This window comes from Streptococcus lactarius (assembly GCF_016642265.1).
GTDB classification, from domain to species: Bacteria; Bacillota; Bacilli; order Lactobacillales; family Streptococcaceae; genus Streptococcus; species Streptococcus lactarius.
Map to the genome: position 1 here is coordinate 271,775 of NZ_MRXX01000001.1, position 24,814 is coordinate 296,588.

Below are 24,814 nucleotides of genomic sequence, written 5' to 3' on the forward strand. Positions count from 1 at the left end.
TCCTCCTATTAGTGGTTTTTTAGTGACAATTCTAGAATTTCCCCTTGAAAATTTGCAAAGAAAAACTCTACCTGGTCGTTATAGAGATATCTCGCACGTTCTAAGACTAACTCTTCTGTGCGACTATCTGACAGATCGATTGCCCCTGTCAAATCAAAAATAGCTTCCTCAGATGAGGTCAACATACGTGAAAGATTCTCGTCTTCGGCATCATGAAAGATTTTCATTCGCTCCTTGAAGGCTCCAAGAAGCGAATGAAATGGTTTTTTGTCTTCCATTTGGTGTCACCACCTATTATTTAATTTCCAATTTCCAGACAGCAGCAGCTTTTTCATCTTGTGCCTTACCATAAGCAAATTGTTTGGCAGTGTAGAGGTTCAAGTCTTCAAGAGCGTAAGTCTCAGTGAAGCGTCCAAATTCGATTCCTCCACCAACAAGTGCATCATAGCGGCCTTTTACGAAAGTGGTAACTTTGCCAGCTGTTTGTGCAACAGACTCGACCAAAATCAAATTGTATGGCATTGAAGTAATGTAAACACCTTGTGCATTGAGTGATGTATATTGTTTTTTAACATCCCAAGCATCTGCTGGGTTGACAACCATCACGACATTACCTTCAACTGCGACTGGAGTTGTTCCGTCAGATTTAACAGAGTGATATTTGTATACAGTAGTCAATTCTTTGACAACTGTTGCTGAATCAGCAAAGGTTAGTTTTGTTGTTTCTACAGCCTTTTCAGCGTAAGTTGTTGACCCACTTGCTACTGTTCCTGTTAGTGTACGAGAAAGGCCGATAGGCTTATCGTTACCGTCACCGTTCAAAAACGCAGCTTCCAAAGCAGTTGCAAATGCTTCTGTGATTTGTGTAGAGACGAAAGATTGTAACCATGCAGGTCCAAATTTTTCAGAATCTTTAGGGATCACAACAAATGCAGTCAATTTAGATTGAATTGTTTCTTCTTCACTGAATTCTTGCTTCAATTGTCCTTGGATTTCACCGTTGATCTTGCCCCATACTGCTTGACCAGTTTGAGTTGATTTGAGGAATTTCAAGCGGATACCAGCATTGCGCAGGCCAATTTGTTCCAACAGTGGGCGAGCTTTAACCATATCTTCAAAGATACGATCAATAGTTTCTTGTGGGAAGAGCTTCTCAACTCCTACAGGAGCTGTTTTTTCAATAGCGTTGAAGAATTCACGAGCTTCAGAAGACATTTTTGCATCATACGGATTCATAGCAGAAACTTCTTCGTGAGCAGCAGAACGTGCTTGTGACATCATTTCAGATGTCATGGATTCAATCATTTCGTTGTAGAGTTTTGCCTGTTCTTCTTGAGGAGCACCGTTTGTTACTGCGTTCAAGAAATTTTGGCGAGTTTGTTCAAATTCATTCGATAATTTCATTGACATTAATGTTTTCCTTTCTAAAATGCGAAAAGACTGAACCCTTTCGGCACAGTCTTGTTTGAGTTATCTTTTTGACTTTCTGGAATATTAAATTTTTTCTGTACAAATTCACTATTTTCAAAAGCCTCATTTTCCATTTTGCGAGCTTCTAACTTGTCAGCTACCAACTCAGCAATTTTATCGACATCTGGAGTCATCACTTCCTTCATTTTGTCGATAAAGTCATGTGGAATTGTTGGAGTTTCACTAGCTACTAATGTAGGAGCTTCATTTCCATAAAACATGATCCTATCAGCAAATCCATTGTTTACAGCAGATTCAGCGTCAAACCAGGTTGTCTTGTTCATTAGTTCAAGTAGGTCGTCCAATGCTTTTCCTGTCTTTCCTACATAAGCATTTGCGATTGACTTATTAAAGCCTTCAAGAACACCAGCTTCATGAAGCAGTGCATTACTATCACCACTTACGCTAGATGATACATTATGAATCATAATTTGAGCAGTAGGGCTAATTTCAACAACATCACCAGCCATTGCAATGACGCTTGCTGCACTAGCAGCAATACCTACAACTTTTACAACAACTTTTCCTTGATAGGCTTTTAAAGCGGTGTAAATTTCACTTCCTGCATAAACATCACCACCGCCAGAGTTGATATGAACTTCAATAGGCTCACCAGTTTCTGGGAGCGTGACACTTTTCGGTGCTGTGTAATCCCAGCCAAATAGGTCGTAGATCCACACATCATTGTTTGAAACAATTGTTCCCTTAATCGGAATCACTTTCATCTTTTTTCTCACCTCCCTTCTCTATGTCCTCACCAAGTTGATAATTCTTAGTGATTAGAGGCTTGTCACCCCACGGTACAGCTTCAAGGCCAAGTTCCTCACGAACCTCATTGATCAGCATAGAGCCAGAAGAAATAAGCTTGTCAATACTCTGAGCAAGCGCAAATTTATCTCTCTGCCCTTCACCGATAATTTTGATGCGCTTATTGTTTTTGTACTCGCTATTGCTGAGTAGTGCAAAATTAAGCCCATCTGTCATTTTCTTGACAAGCGACTGATAGCAGTATGTATTAAACATCTTTTGACTATTTTCCAAATTGGCCATATCACCATGCATCAAAGCGTTTGGAATTCCTAAAATGTCAGCCACTTCATCATCAAACTGCCTACGCAGCTTTTTTAATTCATCTACAGATAAATTTGATGTACCAGTAGTGTTTGTTAACTCGGAATATTCCATACCTTCTTGAGCAGGTACGATAGCCACGGTCTTAGTTGTGAATGATTTAAACAAACCATCAGCATATCTTTGCATTTTTTCACGTTTCTTCTCGTCAAAGCTTGCGTTCGTCTTAGTACTTAGAACCCCACGAATTTGATTATTTCGTGATAAAGCTTCAACCAGGCGAGTGTGCAATTTTTCGTAATCGCTAAATAATTGCGTGAAGTAATCTTGCAAACGGTTATTGTTGTATTGTAAGAAGATAACTTCACTCATTTTGAATGATTTCTTGAAGGTATACTCCCTACACGTCACTGAAGCAAACGTATCATCAAAAACAGCATATCGTTGGCGAATATAAGAGTCTGCAATCAATAGTTGATCGTCATCTGACAAAAAAATCAGTAATTCATTTTTTGTGATCAGACGATAGACAGCTTTTTGCCAAAATTCTGAGGCAGTTTCGTTCTTGTTTGGTCTAACATTCAATAAATAATCCCAGTTAGATGGTTTTTTCTTCCCATTGTCCAGGAACTTGAATTCAGACCTTGCAAAAATACGGGCCACAAACTCAGCGGCTTTATCTACAGCTAGACTTTTCAACTCCAAATTGCCAAAAATTCGTTCTAGTTCGTCAAACTCAAAACTCGGTTCAGGAACATCTTTCTTGAATAAATTCAGCCATCCCAAGGCGTTTCCTCCTTTCTATATTTTTTGCCAGCCACCCACCCAAAGTCACATTTTTATCGTTTAAAAAACGATTTTTTAGAACGCTTCAGTTCTTTCTTGATTGAGTCAAATTCTTTGTTTGTTTGCTCAATATTTTTTTCGCAAATGACTTCGTGCCGTTTCAATGCTTGACTTAAAGTATTGAGTTCAGTCTTGCACTCATTGAGTTTGTCAAATAACTGCAAATTTTCACTACTCAATAGAAATAGCTCAGATTTTAATTGCTTGACTTCTATTTCTAACTGTTTCTTTTTGGTACGCTTATTCATAGCATTTTCCTTTCTAAAAATCCCAATCCTCAATAACATCCAAGAAGTCTCCTACGGTGCTTTCCTGGACAATTTCTCTCTTGTAAAGAGCAGCAATAAAAGCGTGGAATCCATCTGTCTTACGTCTTACTGGCTCTTTTTTCAAGAATCTCTTATTCCCGTCCTTGTCTTCCTTCACGAAAGTATTGTCCGTATACCAAAGCATTGACTTATCATTTTCAAAGATGAACCGCTCATTCGCAAATCCGTCCTCAATGATTGGAGCCACTTTAGATTGGATCGCTCCTGGATTCCGTAAAAATTCAAATACAAAACCAGCTTCTTCTAGAAGTGGTTTTAATAAATCCATACGAAAACTATCTGCGCAAACTAACTCGATATTGTATAGTTTGCTCCACTCGACTAATTTTGCAACTAACATTCTTGGATCGATACTAGGTCCATCTACAATCGTGAAAAGTCCTTGTTTTTCCCATTCTTTGATTGGAGCCTTAATCTTGAACACATCCAGAAATTGTTTGCGAGCAAAACTATGCTGCTTCCAAATGAATTCGTCACCATTTTTGAAGAGAAGCCCAACACTTGCAAAGTCTCGAATACTAGCATAGTCAAAGCCAGCCACACAAGATCTTCCTAAAAGATCGATGCCAGGATCTCTTAATGTTGCCATTAATTTTTCACGAGTGGTCACATCTTTTTCAAGATCTGCTTCTGGTAAGTTCATCCGTTTGGTCATGAATTCCTGCCTGCCAGATGGCTCCAGCACAAGATCGTCATAGTCTGCCTTAGTTCTTGCAAGTAACCTTTTTGCATAAGGTGTCGTTTCATCTAACATTGGATTGGCCTTTGCCCAATTCTTCATGTCATCTACTTCTTCAGGATTATCCAATTTGCAGATGAATGGGAAGAGCCGAAAATCGTCAAGTTCCCCATTCAAGATCTTCATTGATTTTTCAATCATCTTGTCATAGAAACCCTCACGAACACGACCATTAGTACCGTTGTAAAATGTACGAGCATGAGCTATTTTTCCAAGCCCTGACCGCTGGATCTTTACTGCTGAATCGTTTTCGAACTGGTGAATTTCATCAAACTCAAGACATCCATCACGTGCAGAGTCCATTGTCTTCGGGTTATTCGTCCGATAAGAAAAGACCGAGTTATTCGCCCGACCTGTAATAGACATCTTTGTTAAATAATAATGGTCCTCTAATCCTCTTCGTTGTACAGTTTCGTACACCTCTTCAAATGACACCTTGCCCTGCTTCTCAGAGTTGGCTGTGATTGTTACATCGTAATCCCTGATCGGGTATAACGGGCTAATAAAAAAAGCATCCCTACTAGACATGAATCCATTCTTACCTCCACCACGAGCCAATGTTAGAAGGAATTCGTCAAATTGAGGTTCACCATCCTCTTTTCGGAAAAGGAAAATGAACGGTGTCAAAAATTTTTGATATTTAGCAAGTGGGAAAAAATTCTTTTCGGTGAACTGAATGTACTTATCAATCAACTCATCATCAAAATAGAGATCATCCCTTGGATAAATTTTCTCTTTGACGATATTGAACAACAAAGATCGCTCTTTATTGACAATTATTTTCCCAGTTTCAAAAAGTTTAATGTATTCGTCGACTAAAGGATGAGAAATCACAATAGATCACTTCCATCTGATGGCGGTTTCTTTTCAACTGGTGAATTCTCAACTTCAAAGTCAAACGATCTTTCAATTGCAAGAAGCTGATTACTGGTTGTATTAATCTCTTTGATCAATGAATTTGCTTTCTGAAATCTTTGCTGGCCATTATGGACAGTGATAACAAGGCCGTCTTGTTTAAGTCTGTCTTTCAATTCGTAAAGCAACCGAACCAAGTAAAGATAGCGGTGAACTTTTTCGAGTTGGACAGCGTCCTTTTTTCGAGTGCTGAAATAACTGATTTTAGAAAGTAACTGATTTTCTAATTCTTTTATATTTTTTTCTGAGTATTCTTCCATGAGCCCCCTCCCCCTCTAAAAATAGTGCTTTATATTTGGACAATCGACCCCTCCCACCGGTTCCCAAGATCCGATTTCAATCGATTTTTTTCGACCGGGGGGTCTTAATTTTTTTATTTTTTGAATTTTCAGCCCCACCATTCGTCTGAGCGAAAATTTTTATTTTGTAACTTGGAAGATTTGCGAAATTGAAAGCGATTGTGTCGCTTATTATGACACTCCTTGCAGAGAGTGCGAAGATTGTCTATATCTAAGGCAAACTCTGGATAGTATTCCAGTTCCTTTATGTGATCGACTTCAAGGTTATCTGTCGTCACCCTTCCTTCATCTCGACACCAGACACATTCAAAATGATCTCGACTCATTGCTTCGAGTCTTAATTGTCTCCATGATTTCGAAAGATAAAACTCCCTGCGACTTTCTCTTGTCGAAATATCTACTTTCAATCCTTAAATCCTCTGTAACATTTCATAGTTTCATAGACTTGTTTCTGAAATTCATTATGTTATTTCTGAAAATTCTTCTGTTTTCCTCGTTTGAATTAGACATATCTTATATTCTGTCTGATTCGCCCTTGTGTTAAGAACTCAATAAGATAAACAATCTAGACGGATTTTAAAAAACTAACTAGCGTTTTACTCGTTGTGTCTAATTGATAACTATAAATCAAAATTAGACATGGCTTTATCTCGTTGATCTTGTCTAATTCCAATGTATCGCAAGGTGATTGCAGGAGATGAATGATTGAATAGATCCATGAGCATTGCCACGTCTTTATATTTTTTGTAGTAATGATATCCGAATGTTTTCCTCATTGAATGAGTCCCAATGTTTTCAATGCCACATTCGAGAGCAGCCGTCTTTAATATCCAGTCTACCGTTCTTCTATCGAGTGGTTTATTTTTTCCGATACGACTTTGAAACAAGTAATAATGTAGTGGCATGTCTTTGATATATTCTCTGACTTCCTTTTTCAAAGTCTTTGTCATCTTGATCTGTTTCTGCTTACCAGTCTTCTGCTCTTTTATCTTGATATGCCATCCTTGAACATCTTTCACTCGTATCCTCAAGATATCTCCAACACGCAAGCCTGAATTAATCCCAAACAGAAATAACAGATAGTTTCTCTCATTCCATTCTCTGAGGTATTCCTTCATCGCTTTTATGTCGTCTTTATCCCGAATAGGATCCACAATGTTCATAGTGTCACCCCCTCTCTCTTTACAAAATAAAAAGCCAGCAACTGCTGACTTGTTTCATTGAGAATACAGGATTCGAACCTGCGTCTCTGGATAATTGTCCAGTATTCTTGCCTCCTGAACTAATTCTCAACCAATTTTCTATAAGGAGACCTCTCTTCGGTTTTACCCGATAATACAATTTTACCACCTTGATTTTAAATTTTTTCCACGATTTTGACCGTATTTTTAACTTTTTTCCAAATTAATGTTAATTTTAGTATTTACAGATAGTTCATAGATTTTCTTTTCAAGGTTACTAAAGAATGGTTCAATCACTCCTTTGTATGCAAGTGACTTACTACAATGCAGATATTTGATTGAAGCCCCTTCGACTGTCAGCGTTCCATCGATGTATACATCTTTGATTGCTGCCCACTCTTTTTCTGGAGTTGAATTTTTGACCATGCTGATAGCTTCTTTCAACAATTCAAGTCTGTGCAACTCTGGATCTGATTCTTTTTTGATAATATCAGATAAGGCTTTTGGAGTCATCACCTTATTGCTTTTGATCCCAGTATTTGGATCAGTTAATTTCCATGGAACTTCAATTTCTTCAATTCGCTCCTTGATTTCTTTGTCAAAAGGATACTGTTTTAAAGCTAAAATCAAATATCCAAACCGACTTCTTAGATTCATTTACTAACCTCCCTGCAGTATACTTCTATAATTCCATTCAATCCTAAGCTTTCACGGTAAGCAAGTGCCTCGGATCTATCGTGGAATTCTTTCTCTGTATACTTTGCTAAGTGTTTAGGATCGCACCAGCTTGAGCGTCCATGGTATTTTCTAACAACATATACCCTCATTTATTGTCCTCCACCTCAATAATACGGTCGATAATACGTTTTAAATCTTGTATATCGTTAAACGGTAATACCGCATCATACAGATCATCAAAATATGAATCAGTTATAAATGATGGATCATATCCATATTTTTTTCCAATGCTTGATAAAACGGCAATCTCTAAACGATTATTTATTTGAGCTATCGAAAGTACCTCATCTTCGTTGATTGGTATATGTACATCATCTAAACTCATCGCTTGTCCTTTCTGCTTTTAAAAGCGATCACACTAGCCCAGATCAAGCCAGTTAGCCAGACTAGACAGAATAGTAAATAGATAAAATTTTGTAAGTCCATTAGTTGTCCTCTTCATCGTATACTACGTAAGAAATTAGCTCGTTTGGATTGATATATAGACCCTTAACACGCATTAGATGCCCATTATTAAATTGACTGGCCAATCTATCCAAATCATTCCAACTACATCCGTGCGCTTCAAATTCACGGCCATCTTTTAAATAAAATACAATCGTCATTGCTTCGTTTCCCCCGTCAATCGATTTCTTTTGGTCTTTAATTCAAGGCGACTATCATCACCAAAACATACCAGCGTTGTTTCTTCTTCCCATTGATTTTTAGTATATGGGTATCTGTTTGGTCGTGTCATTCTTCCACCTCTTCAATTTAATTATATGGTCGCTCATAAAGCCTTCCGTCCATGAAGATCTCTAATGGTCTAATCCAACATTTCTGGTCCTTATCCAAAGACACATAGACCACGCACTCTTCTAGCGTTTCTTCCCATAGGCCTACAGCTATTACTTTACATACTCTAAGAGTTTTCTTGTGAACCCAATATGATCCAACCGTAGGTTTTTTCATCACTCTACCTCCAACAATTCCGGATTTTCTAGCGAATTTCCGATAATCTCAAACTTATAATAAGAGAGATATAGCGGTTGCCATTCTGTCGTTCTATTTTTTAGTTCGTCTACAAACTCGTAGATAAAACAAGCATAAGAACCATGCCATTTAACAATAACTTTTCTGCCATTATAATCAAGGATATCCCTCTCAAAAATTTCCTTACCATTCTTATCATACAAGCCTGTTGATTGACTTACTGTGTCTGGTCTTACTGGATCCCAAGAACCAATAGTTATGTATTGTTCGTTAGCTTCTACCACTTCGTTGATAATAAAGGCTTGTCCATTGTCTTCAATCAGATAACCATATTGCCATTCTCCTTTACTTTTCTCATCAATAGATAGTCCTCTAAATTTTGGAATCATCTTGCACCTCCTAAGCATCTACCACTGGAAAATGGATATTTCCAATCACTAGAGAAGCCACGCTATAATAATAGCCACCATTTCCATTATCTGCCTCGCATTCAGCTAAGGCTATCGGGTTCTGGTTATGATAAATAATAACCGTGTTCGTACTGGTAGTTGTTCCAAAATCGTCTTCTTCTTTTGTTTGCTCTCCAATTTTTATGTCAGTGATTACTGCGTCAAGCGTTACGTTTTGAAATTCCCCACCAGCACAAGCACAACAATCATTCTCTGACATCTCGATTGTCACTTTAACTCCATTTTCTAGCAACAAATAATCAGCATCCCATCTCACAATGCGCTTATAGAGTAGTAATTCTTTTAACTCTTCCAGAGTTCCATAACGTGCATTTCTCCCGTATGGTGCATAGTAGTCTGGCGATTCTATAGTTTTTGTCATCCTTCCACCTCCTCAACTTCAAATAATGGGCTATTAAACACCTCACAAAAACCAGCTTTTTTAAGCTCTTTTTGGGTGTGTGCCGTGTGTATATACATATACCTATATTCATCAGATCCACTAATAATCTACTTGTTGCCGACACGTTTTAAATAGCAACTTTTGCTGTCGATCCCTTTAATCTTCACCAAATACCGCTTCTCTTTCTCAACTGTATAGCCATTGATCCAAGCGGCAGCAAGCGTTTCTTGATTACGTTCGTGATAAACCCATCTCAGAAGTTCTTCATCTTCTTCATCTTCTATACACTTAAATAAATCTTGAAAATCCCAATCATTCTCTATGGCATATTCAATATAATCCGCCACAAACTGCGGTACTGTGACTTTTTGTGATTCGTCTAATTGCCGTAAATCTTTCAAAACTCCATTTACTGAAACAATACCAAAGCGAGCGTTCTCATAACTTTTTATCAATTCTTGTTTATTCATTTTTCCACCTCCTCATTGTATTCTTCAAAATCATCAACAATAATATAATTGACGTTTGTTGGGTTTGCATAAAAATTTCGAATTACCATCAATCTTCCATCGTAAAACTGACTGAGGATTTCTGTCAGTTCATCTTGGGTGAGATCGTTCACCAAGAATTCAGTTTCTTGTGAATTTGAAAAAACAATTTTGATTTTTTTGAGTTGTCCCGACTCTTTAATTTTATCCATTCCTTTTGGTCCATGAAGGTCAAAAAGGTCAGTAATTGATATGCCAAAGAGATCGGCCAATTTTGACATTTTAGAAATAAAAGAAAGATTTTTTCCACTTTCCCACATTTGAAGAGTTCTAGGGGCAATCCCTATTTTTCCTGCTAACTCTTTGTGAGTCATCTTATTAGCTTTTCTAAGCTCTTTAATACGTTTACCATATTTGAGTTCACATGCGGGATCCGGCTTATTAAACTTTTCTGCATAGTGGTTTTCTAACTCTTTTTTCATTTTTCTATCCTTTCTGCCTCGTATTGCAGCCACACTAGATTTTCGTATAAATTTCTAGCCTCTCGTTTAATATCACTCAAATTTTGGGCTGTCAGTTTATCTGCATTGCGGAGCAAGTCAATTAAAATATTATTTATATTCAGCATGTGCGTTTTGTATGCTGGCAAGTTTGTGCTATTCTCGGCATCAATTCCTAATAAGTATGGTATAGACACTCCGAAGATGCTGGATAACATTTCCGCTTTATCGAGTTTTATTTGATGTATCCCTCTCTCCCATCTTGAAATAGTCAATTTTGCAACATCTAATTTTTGCGCTAAATATTTTTGGGTTAGTTTCTTTTCTTTTCGTAACTCTCTAAGCCTATTCACCACTCCACCTCCTAAATTTCTTTCTTCAAAGTAAATGCTATTGTTTTTTCTCCTTTTGTTCTTAAAATGGCAAATCACTTTCATCAATGTCCATCGGATTTGCATAGTTAGGTGGCATCTGTTCAGTCGTGCTGTTCTGGTTGGCAGTGTTGTCACGCTTTTCCAAAACTTGGAAATTTTCTGCAACAACTTCAGTCACATATACACGTTTTCCGTCATTTCCTTCATAGTTTCGAGTCTGAATTCTTCCCGTAATTCCGACCAGCATTCCTTTTTTGGTCCAATTGCAAAATCTTTCCGCTTGCTCTCTCCACATCACGCAGTTGATGAAGTCTGCATCGTATTCACCATTTGTATTTTTAAAATTTCGATTGCATGCGATATTAAATTGTGCTGTTGCTATATTGCTCGGTGTATAGCGTAGCTCTGCATCTCTGGTTAACCGACCAATAAGAGTCACATTGTTGATCATTATTATCCTCCAACATTATTCATTTCAGCAGCTTCCTTAACTGCTTCTGCTTTCTTTCATTCCTGCGATTGATACTCCCGATTTAATTTGTTTAGGATTACCTCTTGCGCAGTATTTTGTTCAGCAAAGCGCTGAATACTTAATTCATGTTCTTGGATAGTCCACTGCATATCCTTGATTGTTTTTTCTTGTTTGGCCAATCTGGAGTTGAGATTGATAGCAACTACCAATGTAACTCCTGCCAGCAATACCAAGTTAATGATTAGCCAATCGATTTTACGTTTCATCTTCTTTTACCCTTTCTAGTTTTAGATGTCCTGCATGTCGTCCTTGTTCGTTTAAGTGAATGTAGTATTTGAGTAATGCACCATCTTTTCCAGTAATTCTGCTCAGTTCTTTTAAAGTCCCTGTACAGATATACTTATCACGATCATATAGCTTATAGTCGGCAAGAATTTCCGGATCACCCATCAAAGTTTTTTCCTCAATACCGAAATACTCGCACAATTCTTGGACATGGTCAGGATTGATGCCATCCTTAGTGATCCATTCTTGTATCGTCTGTTCACCACGATATAGATTCCTAGAGAGTTCTTTGCGAGTGAGACCTTTTCCTAAAATCAACAATTGTAATTGCTGACGAAAGTGATCCATTTGATTTTTAGTATAATGTCTCATAACTTTCACTCCTGTTTAACAATCGCTGTCTTTTCGAGATCTTCACGCTTCAAATCTGCGATGAGCCAGTCTAAGTACTTCTTTGCCTTGTTTAGATCTTCCAATCCGTTTTTCTTTTGGTAGCGACAAAGATACTTGATGACATTTCCCCAATAAAATCCACGGACTTCTTTTGGTCCTCCAGCAAAATTGCGAATAATATCAATAGATTCCAGACCATACTGTCCACAGTAATGATTAGGTTTATTTACTTTGTCAAAGCCATTGTTTAAAATTTCTTCTGTCATTTTAGTCGCTCCTCCTTAATCCAAACACCATCCACTAATTTCCCTGTTCGATCCTTGATTTCTTCATAAGCGATATTCAAGCACTCAACGAAATCATGATGTAGCAATGCTGAAATTCGCATCAACTCATAAACAACATTTTTTAGTTGGTATGATTGTCGGTTAAAGTATGCGGCCAATGATTGGTCCATCATTAAGACAAAATAGTCTTCTGACTTTGCTGCCTTGGAAAATACGAATGTATTATTTTCTGGGAAAATTTCTTCTGTTTTGATTCCTAACTGTAATGTCAAACCGATCAATACTACGGTGATGTCTCCGATGCTGTCTTTCGTGACTTCCTCATCGTTCTCTGCCAGTCCTCGTGATAATTCACCGATCTCTTCATACAATTTCAAAAATTGCTTGTTAGGATCTTGCGTTTGCAAATTTCGGTCATAAAACCAGCGCTGAACTTTTGCGATTAAATCTTTTAATTGTTTGTTTTCCATCAATATCTCCTGCTTTCTGTATTTTCTGGGAATTTAAAAATATGTTTGCTTGCACCCTTGAAAATTCGGTCAGCAAGGGCCTTGTTGTAAATTGTTTTAATATCGTTGCTCGATAAGTTTGTGTTAAAGAATGTTGTTTGACGATTGTCCAAGATTTTAAACAGTACTCGTTGTCTCCACTCATTTGCTTCTTTGAGGCTTCCGCTCATGCTACTTTCTTTTCCCAAATCGTCAAAGAAGAGAAAATCAACATTGCTCAATAGATTCACAGCATAACTTTCTGTGAAGTCTCCTCGACCATTGAAGCTTTCTTCAATCTTTGAAAAGAGCGCAGAAGTCGAAATGAATAGCACACTCTTTGGTTGCTTGCATTCTTTAAATTTTTCATTCAATGCTTTGGCTATTCCAATAGATAAATGGCTCTTTCCGACCCCTGGAGGACCGCTCAAGATTACATTTCCTGTTTCGTACTTCAGAAAGTCACGCAACATTCTTTTTGAAAAATTCAAAGCTCGTTCACACGACTTATTTCCAGTATCGTAATTATTAAGTGTTTTATCTTCCAATTCCTTGGAATAGATGCTCTCACGATCAAATACTTTGTATGTATTCGCTAGAATGGACTGGATAGCTGCTTCTTGCTTTAAGTGTTCCTGAAATTTATTGATTTCTTCTTTTTCGCATTCTGGACAAATGTCAAGCGATTTCTGGGATCCATCAATCATGACTTTTGCATTGATCATCTTGGAACCATGCTTGTTGCAAATTTTAGGTTCGCTGGTAGAATCTACTGTATAATCCTGATACATTAAAATCCCAACCTTTCATCTTGTTGCTGAGTTGATGCACTCGAAGGCATCTTTTGATTTAAGTACTTTTCAAATTTAGTCGCATTAAACAAAGTGTCTGGAGTTAAGTACTTGGACATCTTAGAATCATTTTTCCATTCAAGGCTTTTTACATCAATAACATGTTTAAAATCATCTATTGAGTAATTCTCACTTAAACGACCATTAATTAGTCTTTGAGTTGATTTGCTAGTAGGTTTAAAATGAGATCCTGTTTTGTCATTTAGATATTTGATAATTTCGTCATAGACATCTGATTGGACTTTTTTCTCCTTATCTATATCTATATCTATATCTATATCTATATCTCCGTTGCCTTTTGTTGCATCGGTGTTGCATTGCAACACTTTTTGATTCTCTCGATGCTTGCGAGATCTACGGGTACTTGCTGTTTCACTCCCTACCATTTCTGGAACTTGTTCGAGGTTAAACTGATAATTGTCTGATGTAGTCAATAATTTTTTTTTCGTTAAAAACATCAGTGTCAATCTGATTGCTTCTGGATCTTCGTCTATCAACAGAGATAGTTCTTCTGCTAGATCCTCTGCCAATCCCTCAAAATAAAGTTTCCCTTGCTCTGCTAGACTTGCCAGCATCATTTTTAGGTAGATGATCGTGATTTCTTCTCCACCAGGAAGCTTTCTCATGAGCTTCATTTCTTTGGAATTAAAGAAGTCATCTTTTAGCTGTAACCAGTAATATCTACGATTCTCAGTTACCATTCATCAGGCCTCCTTATTTGAAAATTTTGCATATTCCTTGTGAAAGAATAGTTTGACCGTTCCTAAACTGCCATGTCTATTTTTTTCAAGGATTAATTCTGTAACATTATCAGGTTCCTCCTGCTCCTCACGATTGTAGTAAGCTTCTCGATAGAGAAATGCGACTATATCGGCATCTTGTTCAATCGATCCTGACTCTCTTAAATCTGAGAGCACAGGCCTTTTGTCGTTTCGTTGTTCAACCCCACGAGATAGCTGACTCAATGCAATTACCGGAACTTTCAATTCCTTTGCTAATATCTTCAACTGTCTAGATATCTCAGACACCTCTTGTTGTCGATTTTCTCGACCTCTACCAGTAATTAGCTGGAGATAGTCGATTACAATCAATCCAAGACCGCCAGTTTCTTGAGACAAGCGCTTGGCTCTGGATCGAATCTCAGCGATTTGAATTCCTGCTGTATCGTCAATATAGATTTTTCCTTTTGCAAGTTGTTCCTGAGCAAGGATCATCCTGCGCCATTCACTTTCTGAAAGATTACCTGTCCTTACATGGTATGACGGAATCAGTCCTTCGGCTGAAAGCATACGCTCTACAAGACTTTCTGCCCCCATTTCAAGAGAGAATATTGCCACTGGTTTTCCAGCTCTTATTGCCACATTTTGAGCGATATTTAGAGCGAAAGCTGTTTTTCCCATCGCTGGTCTTGCTGCAAGGATAATCAGATTGTCAGTATGTAGACCAGTCGTGATATTGTCAAAATCTGTAAAACCTGTTGGTGTTCCTGTTACATCACCAACACGCTGGGAGCGCTCGTCAATAATTGACTGCGTGGAATCAATGACATCAATGATTGGACGAAAGCCAGTCTGCTTGTCATTTGCTATGTTTGATAATGCTTGCTCAGTCTGAACGAGTATGTCATTTAGATCTGATTGCCCATCATATACGTTAGCTATTGTTTGATTGAGATCTTCAATAACCTTTCGTGCTCTCGCTTTTTCGGCTACAACCTTGGCATAATGCTCAATGTGAGCACTGGTTGGTACAGCATTGATGAGACTAGCAAGAAATGCCATCCCTCCGATTCGATCAAATTCGCCTATTGAGTCAAGCGCTGATTTAACTGATACGGGGTCGATTGGTTCCCCCCTGTCCGACAAATCTTCCATGATTCCAAAGACGATGCCATGTGATAGTTTGTAAAAACTTTCTTTTGTGAGGTATTCAGAAGCAATGAGGATCTTATCTGGATCGACAAATATTGATCCGATTACCGCTTGTTCAGCAAGAATATCGTGAGGCAGGATTGTGTTTTTTTCTGCCATAAACTAGCTCCTATCTACGATAACCAAAACGCATTGCTTCTCGTGCTTCTTGGATACGTTGTTGTTCAGCGATCATCTTCTTTAGTTCTCGTTTTGATTCCTTGCACCGCTCACTGATTGAGCTGATGATGATCATTTGGAATAGGACTACGATGATTAATACTCCGACTAAGATTTCTGCTAACATGTTAATTCCTCCAATATTCTTTTATAAAAATAATTCCTGTGTTATAATTAGTTTATAGTTCTTTCAAAGTGCCTTTCTCAAGGCGCTTTTTTTATTTTTGTAAGCTTCGACAGAATCGCTGAACATCTTCCAAATTGTAGAGATACTTCCCGCCCTTTCCGGACTGTTGAAATTGGAATTTCCCTTGATCTCTCCATTCTTCTAGTTTAGTTCTACCCCATCCGGTCGCTTCCTGTAGCTGTTTGATCGGCACCCATGTAATATTTCTGCTTGATCTACGCTTAGCTTCTTCCATAGCTTTGATGTTGATTGAAACCAGCTCTTCAAAGAGTTTATCTTTAAATTCAGTTCCAAATAGTTCTAGGACCATTTTTTTAATCCTTTCTATTCTTTATTTTTCTTTTGTTCTATAGCTCTTAAAATTACTTCATGAGCTATATCTTTTGTGAGCTTTTGTAACTTAATCAAAGCTTCACTATAAGTTTCTGATTGTTCAATTAGCAAGTCAGATAACTTTATAATTTCATCTTCAAAATCCATCTCAAGACCGATGACCTTTCTATATTATTGTGTTAACTTACTACTGACAAAAAACGATTAAATAAGACCTCTTACTCCTTATGAAAATCGTCTGTCAATTTTTATGAAAGGAGGGAATCTATGAATTACATTAATGAAATGTTGCCTAATGAAGTAAGTTTCTTGCCATATCGTTTTTCAACCTCAGATGTAGACAGTGTTGATCCATCATCTAAATCTGTTTTGAAATTTGCTACAACAGTAGATAACGAGAAATTTATTGATTTATTGTCGGTACATGAAAATGGTTTAGTTCTATTAGTTAAAAGTGAAGAAAATGAAGTGTGGTCTAATAGAAAACCAATTTCCAATACTGTTGATGGTAAACTTGTAATTACTTTTGAAAGTGAATAGTCGAATCACTAAGTATTACAGTAGTTTTCCCGTCTTTTGATATAAGGACTTGTTTTTTAACAAGTTCTTTTTTAAATTTTATTTTCATATTTACCTCTTCACCCGACTAAACTCATCTGTCCGTTACGGGCTTTGATTTCTAGCTTGGTATTTGCTGATGGCTCCCAGCTATTCCAATAGTCAAATGCACGCTCTTCATCTTTACGCTTCAATAGATCGTACCGTGGAATACGGAAATAATCTTTGAAATCTTTAGCAGCCTGAGAAAATACAGATTGGGCAAAATGCCGATCACGATAAGCTTGACTATCTTTTCCACCAAGTAGTGACACAACTTTCTGTTTACGAAGCTTTTCCAACGCCAAGCAAATGGATGGATTTACTGGTTGTTCATTCTTAAGATAGTCCACATCGGCAGATAGAACCGATTGCCCTTCTTTCAGTTTTTTCAATTCCTGCAAAGCGTGAATCATCACATCTTCTGTTGTTAGGTCCTGTTTGACCTTTTCGACTTCATTCATCATTCAAATTCTCCTTCTAAAATATCGTTGCCTTCCTTTCTGATCTTATCCAGATCATGGAAAAAGCGTAAACCACGACTGATAAAACTATCAAATTCGTTTCGGATGATCCCATCTGCTTTGAGGACCTTTTCTTCATCTGCATAGATCAGACCTCCCATGCTTGCTAAGAAATCGTTCCCCTTTTGTAAAAGGTTTGTGATGTTCTTGTAAGCTGAGATTTGCTTCTGTACGCTATTGAGTTGCCCTTGCGATTCTTCAATCGCTCGTGTCAATTCATCGTACTGAGCAGATTTCTTATCGACCTCTTCACGCTGGGCTAGTGTCTCAGCAAGTTGCTTTTCGATGAATTCGGAGCGTTCTTCCATTGCCTTGACAGTTTTAGATAGTTCCTTGTTCTTTTCCAGCAATTGCTTGTTAAGGTCCTGTGTGGCCTTGTAATCTTCCGGTACGACTTCCTTGATAGTTTCCTTGACTTCTAGCTTGGAAGACTTGATTTTCTCGTTTTCAGCTCGTAGAAGCTCATTTGCTTGTTGGCTGAGTTTGAGTTTTTTCTTAACTTCCTGTAGCTCTCGCACTGTCGGAGTGTCACCATCTTCGATGCGTTGGATTTGCTCCTCTTTCTCTTCTTCTGGAAGAGTTGCGATCAGATGAAGTGCTGTGGTTCCTAAATGTTGCAACGTTGCAACATTTGGAAGTTCCTCTGCAACCTTCATCATTCTATGAGCTTCTGTTCGCTCGATGTTCATCTTTGCCAGCCATTCCAAAAACTGACCATGTACCAAGTCATTTTCTTTCACATGATTCAATCGTCTGCCGATTTCCCAGATAGATTGACCAGCTATTTGCTTGTGGTGATTGATTTCTAACTCAATTTGAGCTAGGTTATTTGATAAAGTGATTTCGTTCATTTCCTACTCCTCAAATTTTTCCCACGACTCATTAATTCTCAACTTCTTGTTAATACGAAGCTTCAAGTCATCACTACCTTTTCCATCTTTGAAAAGTTGTGTGATAGCTGATGGACTAACACCTACAACAATGGCCAAGTCTGTCTGTGACCATCCACGTTTTTCAATTCGATCTTTTACAAGCTCGATCCACTTGCGATGTTGTTGGCTCATGTTTTTTCTCCTTTATTTTTTTATAGAGTTAAAGAGTTAGTAAATTTTTTTATAAAATGATTGACAACTTTTATACCTTAGTGTAAAATGAAAGCATAATTAAAAACATTGATAAAACGTTGTATCTATCAATTTTCTTGCTCGCCAAAGCTATTTATTTTTTTAGATAAGTTTTAACTCTGTTTTTTACTAACTCATTAACTTACAAAAACTATTTTACACTTTAGTATTATTTTTGTCAACAGAAAATAACACTTTTTTATAAAATATTTTTTGTCATGTCTTAGAAAAGGTGATATGACAATGTTTTCTACACTTGAAAAAATTAAGGAACTTGCTCTAAAACGAGGAATAAGCCTTCAAAAAGTTGCAGAAGATTTAGGTTATAGTATAAATTACCTCTATACTTTGAAAGAAAAAACTCCTAAATCTGACCGCCTGCAAGAAATCGCCGACTACTTCAATGTGTCCACCGATTACCTCCTGGGACGCACGGATAATCCTACTATTGCTGGTGATTCAAAAGAGTATACCTGGCAAGGAAAACCACTAAATGTTGAAGAAATGGCATCTAATGTCATGATGTTCGGTGGTCGAGAATTAACAGATGAAAAGAAGAAAATCATACAGTCAATTATTGAAGGTTATCTAAAAGAAGCTGGTGATTAGAGGTACTGCTTAGTGACCGAAAAAGAAATTATAAGCCATTATCAAGTTCGTATTATTGATTTTGATGGAGATTTAATGCCTGATGAACTCGGATTTTACGAACAAGAAACTAATACAGCTTTCCTATCGAGTAAACTCAACAAAAAAGAGAGAGTTAAGGTACTATTGCATGAACTGGGACACAAGGATCACACACGCTCAGAGTACCAGAACGCTCGTCTACGATGTGAAAATGAAGCTGATAGGAATATGATTCATCATCTTGTAAAAGATGCACTAGATAACCTAGAAGACCCTAGAGAGTTTGATTACCTACAATTTATGTCTTACTATAATCTGAAAACTATAACAAATGAAATTATGGTTCGAGAGGAATACTTAGCATTGGTCGAATGAAAGGAGACTAATATGTCTTTCTCATATGTTGCTTTAGATATTGAAACTGCTAATGATTTTAGAGGAAGTATCTGTTCAATCGGTTTGGTAAAGTTTCAAGATGGAACTATCATTGACACCTACTATACCTTAATCAATCCCGAAACAAGTTTTGACACCTTCAACATTTCTATTCACGGTATTAAACCTGAAGACGTTGCTGATGCTCCTACATTTCCGGAAGTAAGGCAGGATATTGTTGATTTTATTGGTTCTGATATTGTTGTATGTCATTTTGCCCAATTTGATATGGGAGCCTTGAATGACGTTTACAATAAATATCAGTTGGATTATGACGATATAAAATATATTTGTTCGTATAGACTTGCAAAAGTTGCTATGCCAGGACAATTAAATTATAAGTTAAAAAATCTTTCGAAAGCGTTGAATATTCAATTAGACCATCATAATGCTTTGTCTGATGCGAAAGCTAGTGGTTTAATTCTAGATCACCTATTATCAGCCAACTCTTTTTCTGATCTCAATGACTTTTTAAAAGAGTATCGTTATGACAAGACAGGTCTACTTGGGCAGCGTGGTTTTAATCGAAAAAAAGATCCTAAATATAAAGATAATCTTATCTATACTCCTACAGAAGAGGAGAAGGCTGCAATGGATCCAGACCACTACTTCTACGGATTATACTTTTGCTTTACTGGAAAATTAGAAAGAATGACCAGAAAAGAAGCCAATAAGGCGGTGGCACTTGTTGGTGGAATCCCAGAAAAAGGTGTAACTAATCATACAAATATTCTAGTTGTCGGTGAACAAGATTGGCGTGTGGTCGGTGTAGACGGTCTAAGTAGTAAAATGAAGAAAGCACAATCATTGCTTGAAAAAGGTCATGATATTGAAATCATGACAGAAAATGATTTCATAAAGTTACTAAAATAAAAACCATCGCTAACGAAACGATGGTTAAAGATGAGTATAATTCACTAATTAGTTAGAAGGAGAATTATCAGATATTGGTATTTTAGTAGAAGAAGATTTTTAACTTCAAAAACAAAAATTTTAAAATTGATAAAAATTATTTTTAATATTTTTTAAAAAAAATTATCAAAACAGTTGACTTTTTACTTATATTGTAATAACATGTAATACATAATAAGTGAACACAGCTGTAGATAGTAGGCGCCCCACCATAAGGGAATCGTCGAGATCGCAGCTTTTTTTATTGAATGGAGATTTTATGAAAACAGCAATTTTAGTTGATGGTGGATATTATAGAAAAAGAAGCTCTTCAATTTTTGGTAATGAATCTGCCAAAGCAAGCGCAGAAAGACTATATAGTTATTGCAACAGGCATTTGATTGAAAAAAATTTCAAAAAACAAGTCACACATGATTTGTATAAAATATTTTACTATGACTGTCCACCCGTTAACAAACAAGTTTTTCATCCAGTTTTAAAAAGAACGATTGATTTTAGTAAAAGTGATACAAAGTCTTGGACAAATGATTTTTTTAATGAATTAAGTCATAAAAGGAAAATTGCTTTGCGCCTAGGTGAATTAAGCGAAAATAATGCTCATTTTAATTTAAAAGAAAAATACACTAAACAGCTTATAAATGGGAGATTGACTATAAATGATTTGGAAGAAAAACATTTTACTTTAAATCTTCAACAAAAAGGTGTAGATATGCGTATAGGATTGGATATTGCAGCACTAGCATATAAACATCAAGTTGATAAAATAGTTCTGATTTCTGGTGACAGTGATTTTGTGCCTGCTGCAAAATTAGCCCGTAGAGAGGGTATTGATTTTATTCTAGATCCTCTTGGAGGAAAAATAAAAGACAGTTTAAGCCTTCATATAGATGGGTTAAGAACCTGTGACAACGAGTATAAAAAATGAAAAATCCCCACACTCGCCTTCGCCAAAAATTGAGTGTGAGGAATGCTGTATAAGAAAAGCCATTAAAAAGGGCACTTTCTTATACTCATTTTATCAAGAAATGAGGTAAAACGCAATGGAAATAAAATCTTATAAAAAGAAGAATGGTGAAACGGCCTACGGATTTCGGATCTATGTAGGTAAAGAAAATGGGAAAGACAAGTATGTAAAGCGTCAGGGGTTTCAGACAAAAGCCAAAGCAAGAGCAGCACTTCTCCAACTTCAAACTGACCTTAAAAATAGTGAGGAAATCACTGTCAAGGAAATCACTGTCAAGGAAGTCGCTGAAAAATGGCTCAAGGAATATGCTGACACAGTACAGGATAGCACCTACATCAAGACCGAACGGAATATAAAAAATCATATCTATCCGACTTTAGGAGATAAGAAGATTTCTACTCTCACTCCTCTGCAACTTCAGGAACAAGTCAATGACTGGTCCAAAAAACTTGTTTACGGACGTAAAATGAAAGGCTTGATGAATAACATATGTAAGTACGCTATCAGACATGGCTACATCTCAACCAATCCGGTTGAGAGTGTAACAACGCTTGTCAGAAAGCAAGTAGATACAGAGAGCGATTTTTACGATAAGGAGGAACTGAAATCTTTCCTTGAACTAGTAGACCAAACAGATGAACTTAGAAAGAAAGTCCTCTTTCGTCTTCTAGCCTTCACAGGGGCTCGAAAAGGGGAGGTTTTAGCCCTCAAATGGGAAGACTGGACCAATAACACTCTGAGCATAAACAAAGCCATTACGAGAGGATTTGACGGGGAATCTGTCGGTCCTACAAAAAACAAAAGTAGCAACCGATTAATAAGCTTGGACGAAAAGACAAGTGAACTACTCACAGAGTGGAGAGAAATGAATCCTACTACTACTTTTATCTTTGAGAATGAATTAGGAAAACCGATACCAGGAACACTACCACGGAAATGGCTACAACAAATTGTCAAAGATTCGGATGTGCGTCCGATTAGGATCCACGGCTTCCGACATACACATGCCAGCCTATGCTTTGAAGCTGGAATGACACTCAAACAGGTCCAGTATAGACTTGGACACTCAGATTTAAAAACAACCATGAACATCTATACTCACATCACTAAAGAGGCTAAGGATGACATTGGTGAGAAATTCGCAAACTATATTGATTTTTAGACAAATAACATAAAGATAGACCCTTTGGATAAAAAAGGGTCTGTTTTTGGGTCTGCCAGTTTCAAAAAGGTTCAAAAAGGAATAGAAAGTATAAAACAAAAAACGTTGTTTTTGCAACGTTTTAGAAACTTTTAGAAAACTTTAGAAAGTATATATGGAGCCGGTGGGAATCGAACCCACGTCCAAACACCTGCCAGCATATTTGTCTACAACCATAGGTTATGTTTTGTTTTAACAGCCTCTCGACACATAACTCAAGCCTAGGGACTGCGAGTCTATCAATCTCTTATCAAGCTACTAGACAAAGCTTGATCGTATCTCGCTCAAATAAAGACCTGTCATCAAACGCGAGCGATTCGAATCGGGTCACGCCTGCTGGTGTTTAGGCAGCTAAAGCGTAAGAATTATTATTTTTTGCAGTTATATTTAACTGAGCGTTAACGTCGCCACACGAGTCGCAAAATATACCTCATAATGCCTGTCGAATCCGTAACGACCCCAAAACGAATACATTTAGTATATCAAAATGCAGCTAAAAATGCAAAAGAAAAAAATTGAACAAGAAGGCTTCCGCTGGGAAGCTCCTTGCTCAATTTGCTGTTATTATTGAAGATTCAACTTGTACTTGCTGATATAGTGAACCGTGAAGTACATAGAAACAATCTTGATGACTTCATAGATGAGTCCTGGTATAAATAAGGTTCCCCATTCCTCCATATTTCCGTTATCATAGAGCAGATGGAGTAAATCATTCATATTCATATTTCTACCTGGTTGGACTGCAGTACCAATGATACTTAACACAATGCACAAGAGAAAGAAAAACAGAATAGCCTTCAATCCACGACGATTTTGGAACAGTTGGCCAAGTGCAATCGATACATAGAACAAAAGGATTCCTGAAGCGGTTGTAAAAATCCACCAGATGATAATCCAATAAACGATGGAATGACTAAAAGCCTCGAAAATACTAAATACAGGAGAGAGGTCTTCTCCCATGACAGCTCCCATCACAAGTATTGTGATAAAACCACTCAAAAATAGAAGGAATAGGCAGTAAAGACTCGCTACTAAGGCTCCCACAAACTTAGACAGAATGATGGCATGAGGGCTAGCTGGAAGGGTCCAGGTCAAATAGCCTTCGCGTTCGTATAAGTTAGAATAGAAACGACGGATAATAATATAGTAGTTACTAAGATAAAGACCGATGACTCCTCCAAAAATGAGAATCCCAAGAGTCCCCGTTATGATTTGCATACTATTGGTTCCCATATTCACAAAACCGTTTGTAGCACTTCCACCAATAACACCTGTAATCACTGACAAACCTAGTGCAATCAGAGTGATCAATAAATACCACTTAGCTGTCGATTTAAATTCATATTTTAATAATTTACCAAACATGGGTGCCTCCTAATAAACACGGAATTGATCACGGAAGATCTCATCGACGGATTTTCCGTGTTGATTGCGCAAAACAGTCGTATTTTCATGCAAGAGGATTCTTCCTTGGTTGATGAAAATCGCCTCATCCAAAACTTGCTCAATATCTGCAATCAAGTGAGTTGAAATTAAAACAGATGAGTTCGGACGTCTATTTTGAATAATAGTCCGCAAGATATAATCACGCGCCGCTGGGTCTACTCCTCCAATTGGTTCATCAAGAACATACAAGTCAGCTTCCCGACTCATCACCAAAATCAATTGCACTTTTTCCTTATTCCCTTTTGAAAGACTAGTCAATTTTTGATTTGGAAGCAAGTGCAAGTCATTGAGCAATTGGTAAGCACGTTGCACATTAAAATCTGCATAAAAATCTTGGAAATAGCGGATAGCATCCACGATTTTCATATTTTCATTCAGATAAGTCGTATCTGGCAAATAAGAGACAACTTTTTTAGAGGCTGGGGATGGCAATTGCCCATGAATATAGATATTGCCAAGGCTTGGTTGCAACAAACCATTAATCAATTTAATAATGGTTGTTTTCCCACTACCATTGGGACCAAGGAGGCCAATAATACGGCCAGGTTGGATATTCAAACTAACATCCATGAGAGCCACTGCTTGCCCATAGTTTTTCGTTACATGGTCCAAGTAGACCAAAGGATACTGATTCATGTAAATCTCCTTTTTTTCTATTTATGCTATTATACCTTGTCTCCTAAATGTTTGCAACTGTATATGAAAATTTGCAAAGAATTTGTATAAGTTGTTTAAAAAACGGTATAAACGGAAAAAGAGGCTGGGACAAAAGTCCTAGCCTCTCAATTGTTTTTGGATTGTTGAGCAAGACGCAGTAGTTG

The 24,814-nt window shown here is 37.2% G+C and carries 40 protein-coding genes, 1 tRNA gene and 1 other RNA gene; 6 read left to right on the forward strand and 36 right to left on the reverse strand.

The window, feature by feature from the left end; all coding sequences use genetic code 11:
- Positions 1-8 precede the first annotated feature (8 nt).
- From BTU61_RS01390 to BTU61_RS01535, 30 genes are all read right to left on the reverse strand, one after another.
- Positions 9-278, reverse strand: a complete 270-nt coding sequence (locus tag BTU61_RS01390; RefSeq protein WP_200772026.1) for a phage gp6-like head-tail connector protein — start codon at positions 276-278, stop codon at positions 9-11.
- Between the two features lie 16 nt (positions 279-294).
- Positions 295-1,410, reverse strand: coding sequence for a phage major capsid protein (locus BTU61_RS01395; protein WP_200772027.1), 1,116 nt, complete (start codon positions 1,408-1,410; stop codon positions 295-297).
- Positions 1,411-1,424: 14 nt separating this feature from the next.
- Positions 1,425-2,195, reverse strand: coding sequence for a head maturation protease, ClpP-related (locus BTU61_RS01400; protein ID WP_200772028.1), 771 nt, complete (start codon positions 2,193-2,195; stop codon positions 1,425-1,427).
- Entirely contained in the window at positions 2,176-3,327 is a 1,152-nt protein-coding gene (locus tag BTU61_RS01405) for a phage portal protein (protein ID WP_200772029.1), read from the reverse strand. Before BTU61_RS01405 ends, BTU61_RS01400 begins: the two co-directional genes overlap by 20 nt.
- Before the next feature lie 53 nt (positions 3,328-3,380).
- Positions 3,381-3,635: a hypothetical protein gene (locus tag BTU61_RS01410; protein ID WP_200772030.1), complete on the reverse strand. Its 255-nt coding sequence runs from the start codon at positions 3,633-3,635 to the stop codon at positions 3,381-3,383.
- 13 nt (positions 3,636-3,648) lie between these two features.
- The gene (locus BTU61_RS01415; protein ID WP_200772031.1) at positions 3,649-5,289 is read right to left on the reverse strand and encodes a terminase TerL endonuclease subunit; all 1,641 of its coding nucleotides are present in this window, start codon (positions 5,287-5,289) and stop codon (positions 3,649-3,651) included.
- Entirely contained in the window at positions 5,286-5,630 is a 345-nt protein-coding gene (locus BTU61_RS01420) for a hypothetical protein (RefSeq protein ID WP_200772032.1), read from the reverse strand. Before BTU61_RS01420 ends, BTU61_RS01415 begins: the two co-directional genes overlap by 4 nt.
- A gap of 128 nt (positions 5,631-5,758) precedes the next feature.
- Positions 5,759-6,076: an HNH endonuclease gene (locus BTU61_RS01425; protein WP_200772033.1), complete on the reverse strand. Its 318-nt coding sequence runs from the start codon at positions 6,074-6,076 to the stop codon at positions 5,759-5,761.
- A 213-nt stretch (positions 6,077-6,289) separates the two neighbouring features.
- Positions 6,290-6,832 (reverse strand): site-specific integrase, encoded by a 543-nt coding sequence (locus tag BTU61_RS01430; RefSeq protein ID WP_195326944.1) that lies wholly within the window; start codon positions 6,830-6,832, stop codon positions 6,290-6,292.
- 57 nt (positions 6,833-6,889) lie between these two features.
- Positions 6,890-6,961 (reverse strand) — tRNA-OTHER (locus tag BTU61_RS01435).
- Between the two features lie 96 nt (positions 6,962-7,057).
- Positions 7,058-7,507 carry a hypothetical protein gene (locus tag BTU61_RS01440; protein ID WP_200772034.1) on the reverse strand — a complete coding sequence of 150 codons (450 nt, stop codon included), beginning with the start codon at positions 7,505-7,507 and terminating at the stop codon, positions 7,058-7,060.
- 166 nt (positions 7,508-7,673) lie between these two features.
- The gene (locus BTU61_RS01445) at positions 7,674-7,913 is read right to left on the reverse strand and encodes a hypothetical protein (RefSeq protein WP_200772035.1); all 240 of its coding nucleotides are present in this window, start codon (positions 7,911-7,913) and stop codon (positions 7,674-7,676) included.
- 100 nt (positions 7,914-8,013) lie between these two features.
- Positions 8,014-8,193, reverse strand: coding sequence for a hypothetical protein (locus BTU61_RS01450; RefSeq protein ID WP_200772036.1), 180 nt, complete (start codon positions 8,191-8,193; stop codon positions 8,014-8,016).
- A gap of 148 nt (positions 8,194-8,341) precedes the next feature.
- Entirely contained in the window at positions 8,342-8,539 is a 198-nt protein-coding gene (locus BTU61_RS10355; RefSeq protein WP_200772037.1) for a DUF1653 domain-containing protein, read from the reverse strand.
- Positions 8,539-8,949, reverse strand: a complete 411-nt coding sequence (locus BTU61_RS01460; RefSeq protein ID WP_200772038.1) for a YopX family protein — start codon at positions 8,947-8,949, stop codon at positions 8,539-8,541. Before BTU61_RS01460 ends, BTU61_RS10355 begins: the two co-directional genes overlap by 1 nt.
- 10 nt (positions 8,950-8,959) lie before the next feature.
- Entirely contained in the window at positions 8,960-9,391 is a 432-nt protein-coding gene (locus tag BTU61_RS01465; protein ID WP_200772039.1) for a DUF7448 domain-containing protein, read from the reverse strand.
- 128 nt (positions 9,392-9,519) lie between these two features.
- The gene (locus BTU61_RS01470; protein WP_200772040.1) at positions 9,520-9,882 is read right to left on the reverse strand and encodes a DUF1642 domain-containing protein; all 363 of its coding nucleotides are present in this window, start codon (positions 9,880-9,882) and stop codon (positions 9,520-9,522) included.
- The gene (locus BTU61_RS01475) at positions 9,879-10,382 is read right to left on the reverse strand and encodes a helix-turn-helix transcriptional regulator (RefSeq protein ID WP_200772041.1); all 504 of its coding nucleotides are present in this window, start codon (positions 10,380-10,382) and stop codon (positions 9,879-9,881) included. The genes BTU61_RS01470 and BTU61_RS01475 overlap by 4 nt, the downstream gene beginning before the upstream one ends.
- A complete protein-coding gene (locus BTU61_RS10230) occupies positions 10,379-10,753 on the reverse strand; it encodes a helix-turn-helix domain-containing protein (RefSeq protein WP_244967042.1) in 375 nt (124 codons plus the stop codon). Before BTU61_RS10230 ends, BTU61_RS01475 begins: the two co-directional genes overlap by 4 nt.
- A 61-nt stretch (positions 10,754-10,814) precedes the next feature.
- The gene (gene ssb / locus BTU61_RS01485; protein ID WP_200772042.1) at positions 10,815-11,225 is read right to left on the reverse strand and encodes a single-stranded DNA-binding protein; all 411 of its coding nucleotides are present in this window, start codon (positions 11,223-11,225) and stop codon (positions 10,815-10,817) included.
- A 56-nt stretch (positions 11,226-11,281) separates the two neighbouring features.
- Positions 11,282-11,512 carry a hypothetical protein gene (locus BTU61_RS01490; RefSeq protein WP_200772043.1) on the reverse strand — a complete coding sequence of 77 codons (231 nt, stop codon included), beginning with the start codon at positions 11,510-11,512 and terminating at the stop codon, positions 11,282-11,284.
- Positions 11,502-11,903: a helix-turn-helix transcriptional regulator gene (locus BTU61_RS01495; protein ID WP_200772044.1), complete on the reverse strand. Its 402-nt coding sequence runs from the start codon at positions 11,901-11,903 to the stop codon at positions 11,502-11,504. Before BTU61_RS01495 ends, BTU61_RS01490 begins: the two co-directional genes overlap by 11 nt.
- Before the next feature lie 5 nt (positions 11,904-11,908).
- Positions 11,909-12,190 (reverse strand): DUF3310 domain-containing protein, encoded by a 282-nt coding sequence (locus tag BTU61_RS01500; protein WP_049472206.1) that lies wholly within the window; start codon positions 12,188-12,190, stop codon positions 11,909-11,911.
- Positions 12,187-12,681, reverse strand: a complete 495-nt coding sequence (locus BTU61_RS01505; RefSeq protein WP_200772045.1) for a MazG-like family protein — start codon at positions 12,679-12,681, stop codon at positions 12,187-12,189. The genes BTU61_RS01500 and BTU61_RS01505 overlap by 4 nt, the downstream gene beginning before the upstream one ends.
- Positions 12,681-13,490 carry an ATP-binding protein gene (locus BTU61_RS01510; protein WP_200772046.1) on the reverse strand — a complete coding sequence of 270 codons (810 nt, stop codon included), beginning with the start codon at positions 13,488-13,490 and terminating at the stop codon, positions 12,681-12,683. The genes BTU61_RS01505 and BTU61_RS01510 overlap by 1 nt, the downstream gene beginning before the upstream one ends.
- Positions 13,490-14,251, reverse strand: coding sequence for a conserved phage C-terminal domain-containing protein (locus BTU61_RS01515; protein WP_200772047.1), 762 nt, complete (start codon positions 14,249-14,251; stop codon positions 13,490-13,492). The genes BTU61_RS01510 and BTU61_RS01515 overlap by 1 nt, the downstream gene beginning before the upstream one ends.
- Before the next feature lie 3 nt (positions 14,252-14,254).
- Complete coding sequence (gene dnaB, locus BTU61_RS01520) at positions 14,255-15,580, reverse strand: replicative DNA helicase (protein WP_200772048.1); 1,326 nt, start codon at positions 15,578-15,580, stop codon at positions 14,255-14,257.
- Positions 15,581-15,590: 10 nt separating this feature from the next.
- Positions 15,591-15,767: a hypothetical protein gene (locus tag BTU61_RS01525; RefSeq protein ID WP_157915963.1), complete on the reverse strand. Its 177-nt coding sequence runs from the start codon at positions 15,765-15,767 to the stop codon at positions 15,591-15,593.
- Between the two features lie 91 nt (positions 15,768-15,858).
- Positions 15,859-16,137, reverse strand: a complete 279-nt coding sequence (locus BTU61_RS01530) for a hypothetical protein (protein ID WP_049472199.1) — start codon at positions 16,135-16,137, stop codon at positions 15,859-15,861.
- Between the two features lie 14 nt (positions 16,138-16,151).
- Positions 16,152-16,307, reverse strand: a complete 156-nt coding sequence (locus tag BTU61_RS01535) for a hypothetical protein (RefSeq protein ID WP_160312932.1) — start codon at positions 16,305-16,307, stop codon at positions 16,152-16,154.
- Between the two features lie 120 nt (positions 16,308-16,427).
- Here BTU61_RS01535 and BTU61_RS01540 point away from each other — a divergent pair, with 120 nt between their 5' ends.
- Positions 16,428-16,700, forward strand: coding sequence for a hypothetical protein (locus tag BTU61_RS01540; protein ID WP_049488111.1), 273 nt, complete (start codon positions 16,428-16,430; stop codon positions 16,698-16,700).
- A gap of 98 nt (positions 16,701-16,798) precedes the next feature.
- Here the strand turns inward: BTU61_RS01540 and BTU61_RS01545 are convergent, their stop codons facing one another.
- The 3 genes from BTU61_RS01545 to BTU61_RS01555 are packed head-to-tail and all read right to left on the reverse strand — an operon-like array spanning position 16,799 to position 18,345.
- The gene (locus tag BTU61_RS01545; protein WP_200772049.1) at positions 16,799-17,224 is read right to left on the reverse strand and encodes an ORF6C domain-containing protein; all 426 of its coding nucleotides are present in this window, start codon (positions 17,222-17,224) and stop codon (positions 16,799-16,801) included.
- Positions 17,221-18,132 (reverse strand): DUF3102 domain-containing protein, encoded by a 912-nt coding sequence (locus tag BTU61_RS01550; RefSeq protein WP_200772050.1) that lies wholly within the window; start codon positions 18,130-18,132, stop codon positions 17,221-17,223. Before BTU61_RS01550 ends, BTU61_RS01545 begins: the two co-directional genes overlap by 4 nt.
- Positions 18,133-18,135: 3 nt before the next feature.
- Positions 18,136-18,345 carry a helix-turn-helix domain-containing protein gene (locus BTU61_RS01555; protein WP_031575328.1) on the reverse strand — a complete coding sequence of 70 codons (210 nt, stop codon included), beginning with the start codon at positions 18,343-18,345 and terminating at the stop codon, positions 18,136-18,138.
- A 303-nt stretch (positions 18,346-18,648) separates the two neighbouring features.
- Between BTU61_RS01555 and BTU61_RS01560 the strand changes: the two genes are divergently transcribed.
- The 5 genes from BTU61_RS01560 to BTU61_RS01580 all read left to right on the forward strand — a co-directional run bounded on the left by BTU61_RS01560 (position 18,649) and on the right by BTU61_RS01580 (position 22,508).
- Entirely contained in the window at positions 18,649-19,014 is a 366-nt protein-coding gene (locus BTU61_RS01560; protein ID WP_200772072.1) for a helix-turn-helix domain-containing protein, read from the forward strand.
- A 12-nt stretch (positions 19,015-19,026) separates the two neighbouring features.
- Positions 19,027-19,410 carry an ImmA/IrrE family metallo-endopeptidase gene (locus BTU61_RS01565; protein ID WP_200772051.1) on the forward strand — a complete coding sequence of 128 codons (384 nt, stop codon included), beginning with the start codon at positions 19,027-19,029 and terminating at the stop codon, positions 19,408-19,410.
- A 12-nt stretch (positions 19,411-19,422) separates the two neighbouring features.
- Positions 19,423-20,343, forward strand: coding sequence for an exonuclease domain-containing protein (locus tag BTU61_RS01570; protein ID WP_200772052.1), 921 nt, complete (start codon positions 19,423-19,425; stop codon positions 20,341-20,343).
- 298 nt (positions 20,344-20,641) lie between these two features.
- Positions 20,642-21,307 (forward strand): NYN domain-containing protein, encoded by a 666-nt coding sequence (locus BTU61_RS01575; RefSeq protein ID WP_200772053.1) that lies wholly within the window; start codon positions 20,642-20,644, stop codon positions 21,305-21,307.
- Positions 21,308-21,422: 115 nt separating this feature from the next.
- Positions 21,423-22,508, forward strand: a complete 1,086-nt coding sequence (locus tag BTU61_RS01580; protein ID WP_200772054.1) for a tyrosine-type recombinase/integrase — start codon at positions 21,423-21,425, stop codon at positions 22,506-22,508.
- 152 nt (positions 22,509-22,660) lie between these two features.
- On the opposite strand, the gene ssrA is transcribed toward BTU61_RS01580, so the two are convergent.
- The 3 genes from ssrA to BTU61_RS01595 all read right to left on the reverse strand — a co-directional run bounded on the left by ssrA (position 22,661) and on the right by BTU61_RS01595 (position 24,629).
- Positions 22,661-23,008, reverse strand: a transfer-messenger RNA (tmRNA) gene (gene ssrA, locus BTU61_RS01585).
- A 103-nt stretch (positions 23,009-23,111) separates the two neighbouring features.
- Positions 23,112-23,912, reverse strand: a complete 801-nt coding sequence (locus BTU61_RS01590) for a hypothetical protein (RefSeq protein ID WP_200772055.1) — start codon at positions 23,910-23,912, stop codon at positions 23,112-23,114.
- 9 nt (positions 23,913-23,921) lie between these two features.
- Positions 23,922-24,629 carry an ABC transporter ATP-binding protein gene (locus BTU61_RS01595; protein WP_200772056.1) on the reverse strand — a complete coding sequence of 236 codons (708 nt, stop codon included), beginning with the start codon at positions 24,627-24,629 and terminating at the stop codon, positions 23,922-23,924.
- Positions 24,630-24,814 lie beyond the last annotated feature (185 nt).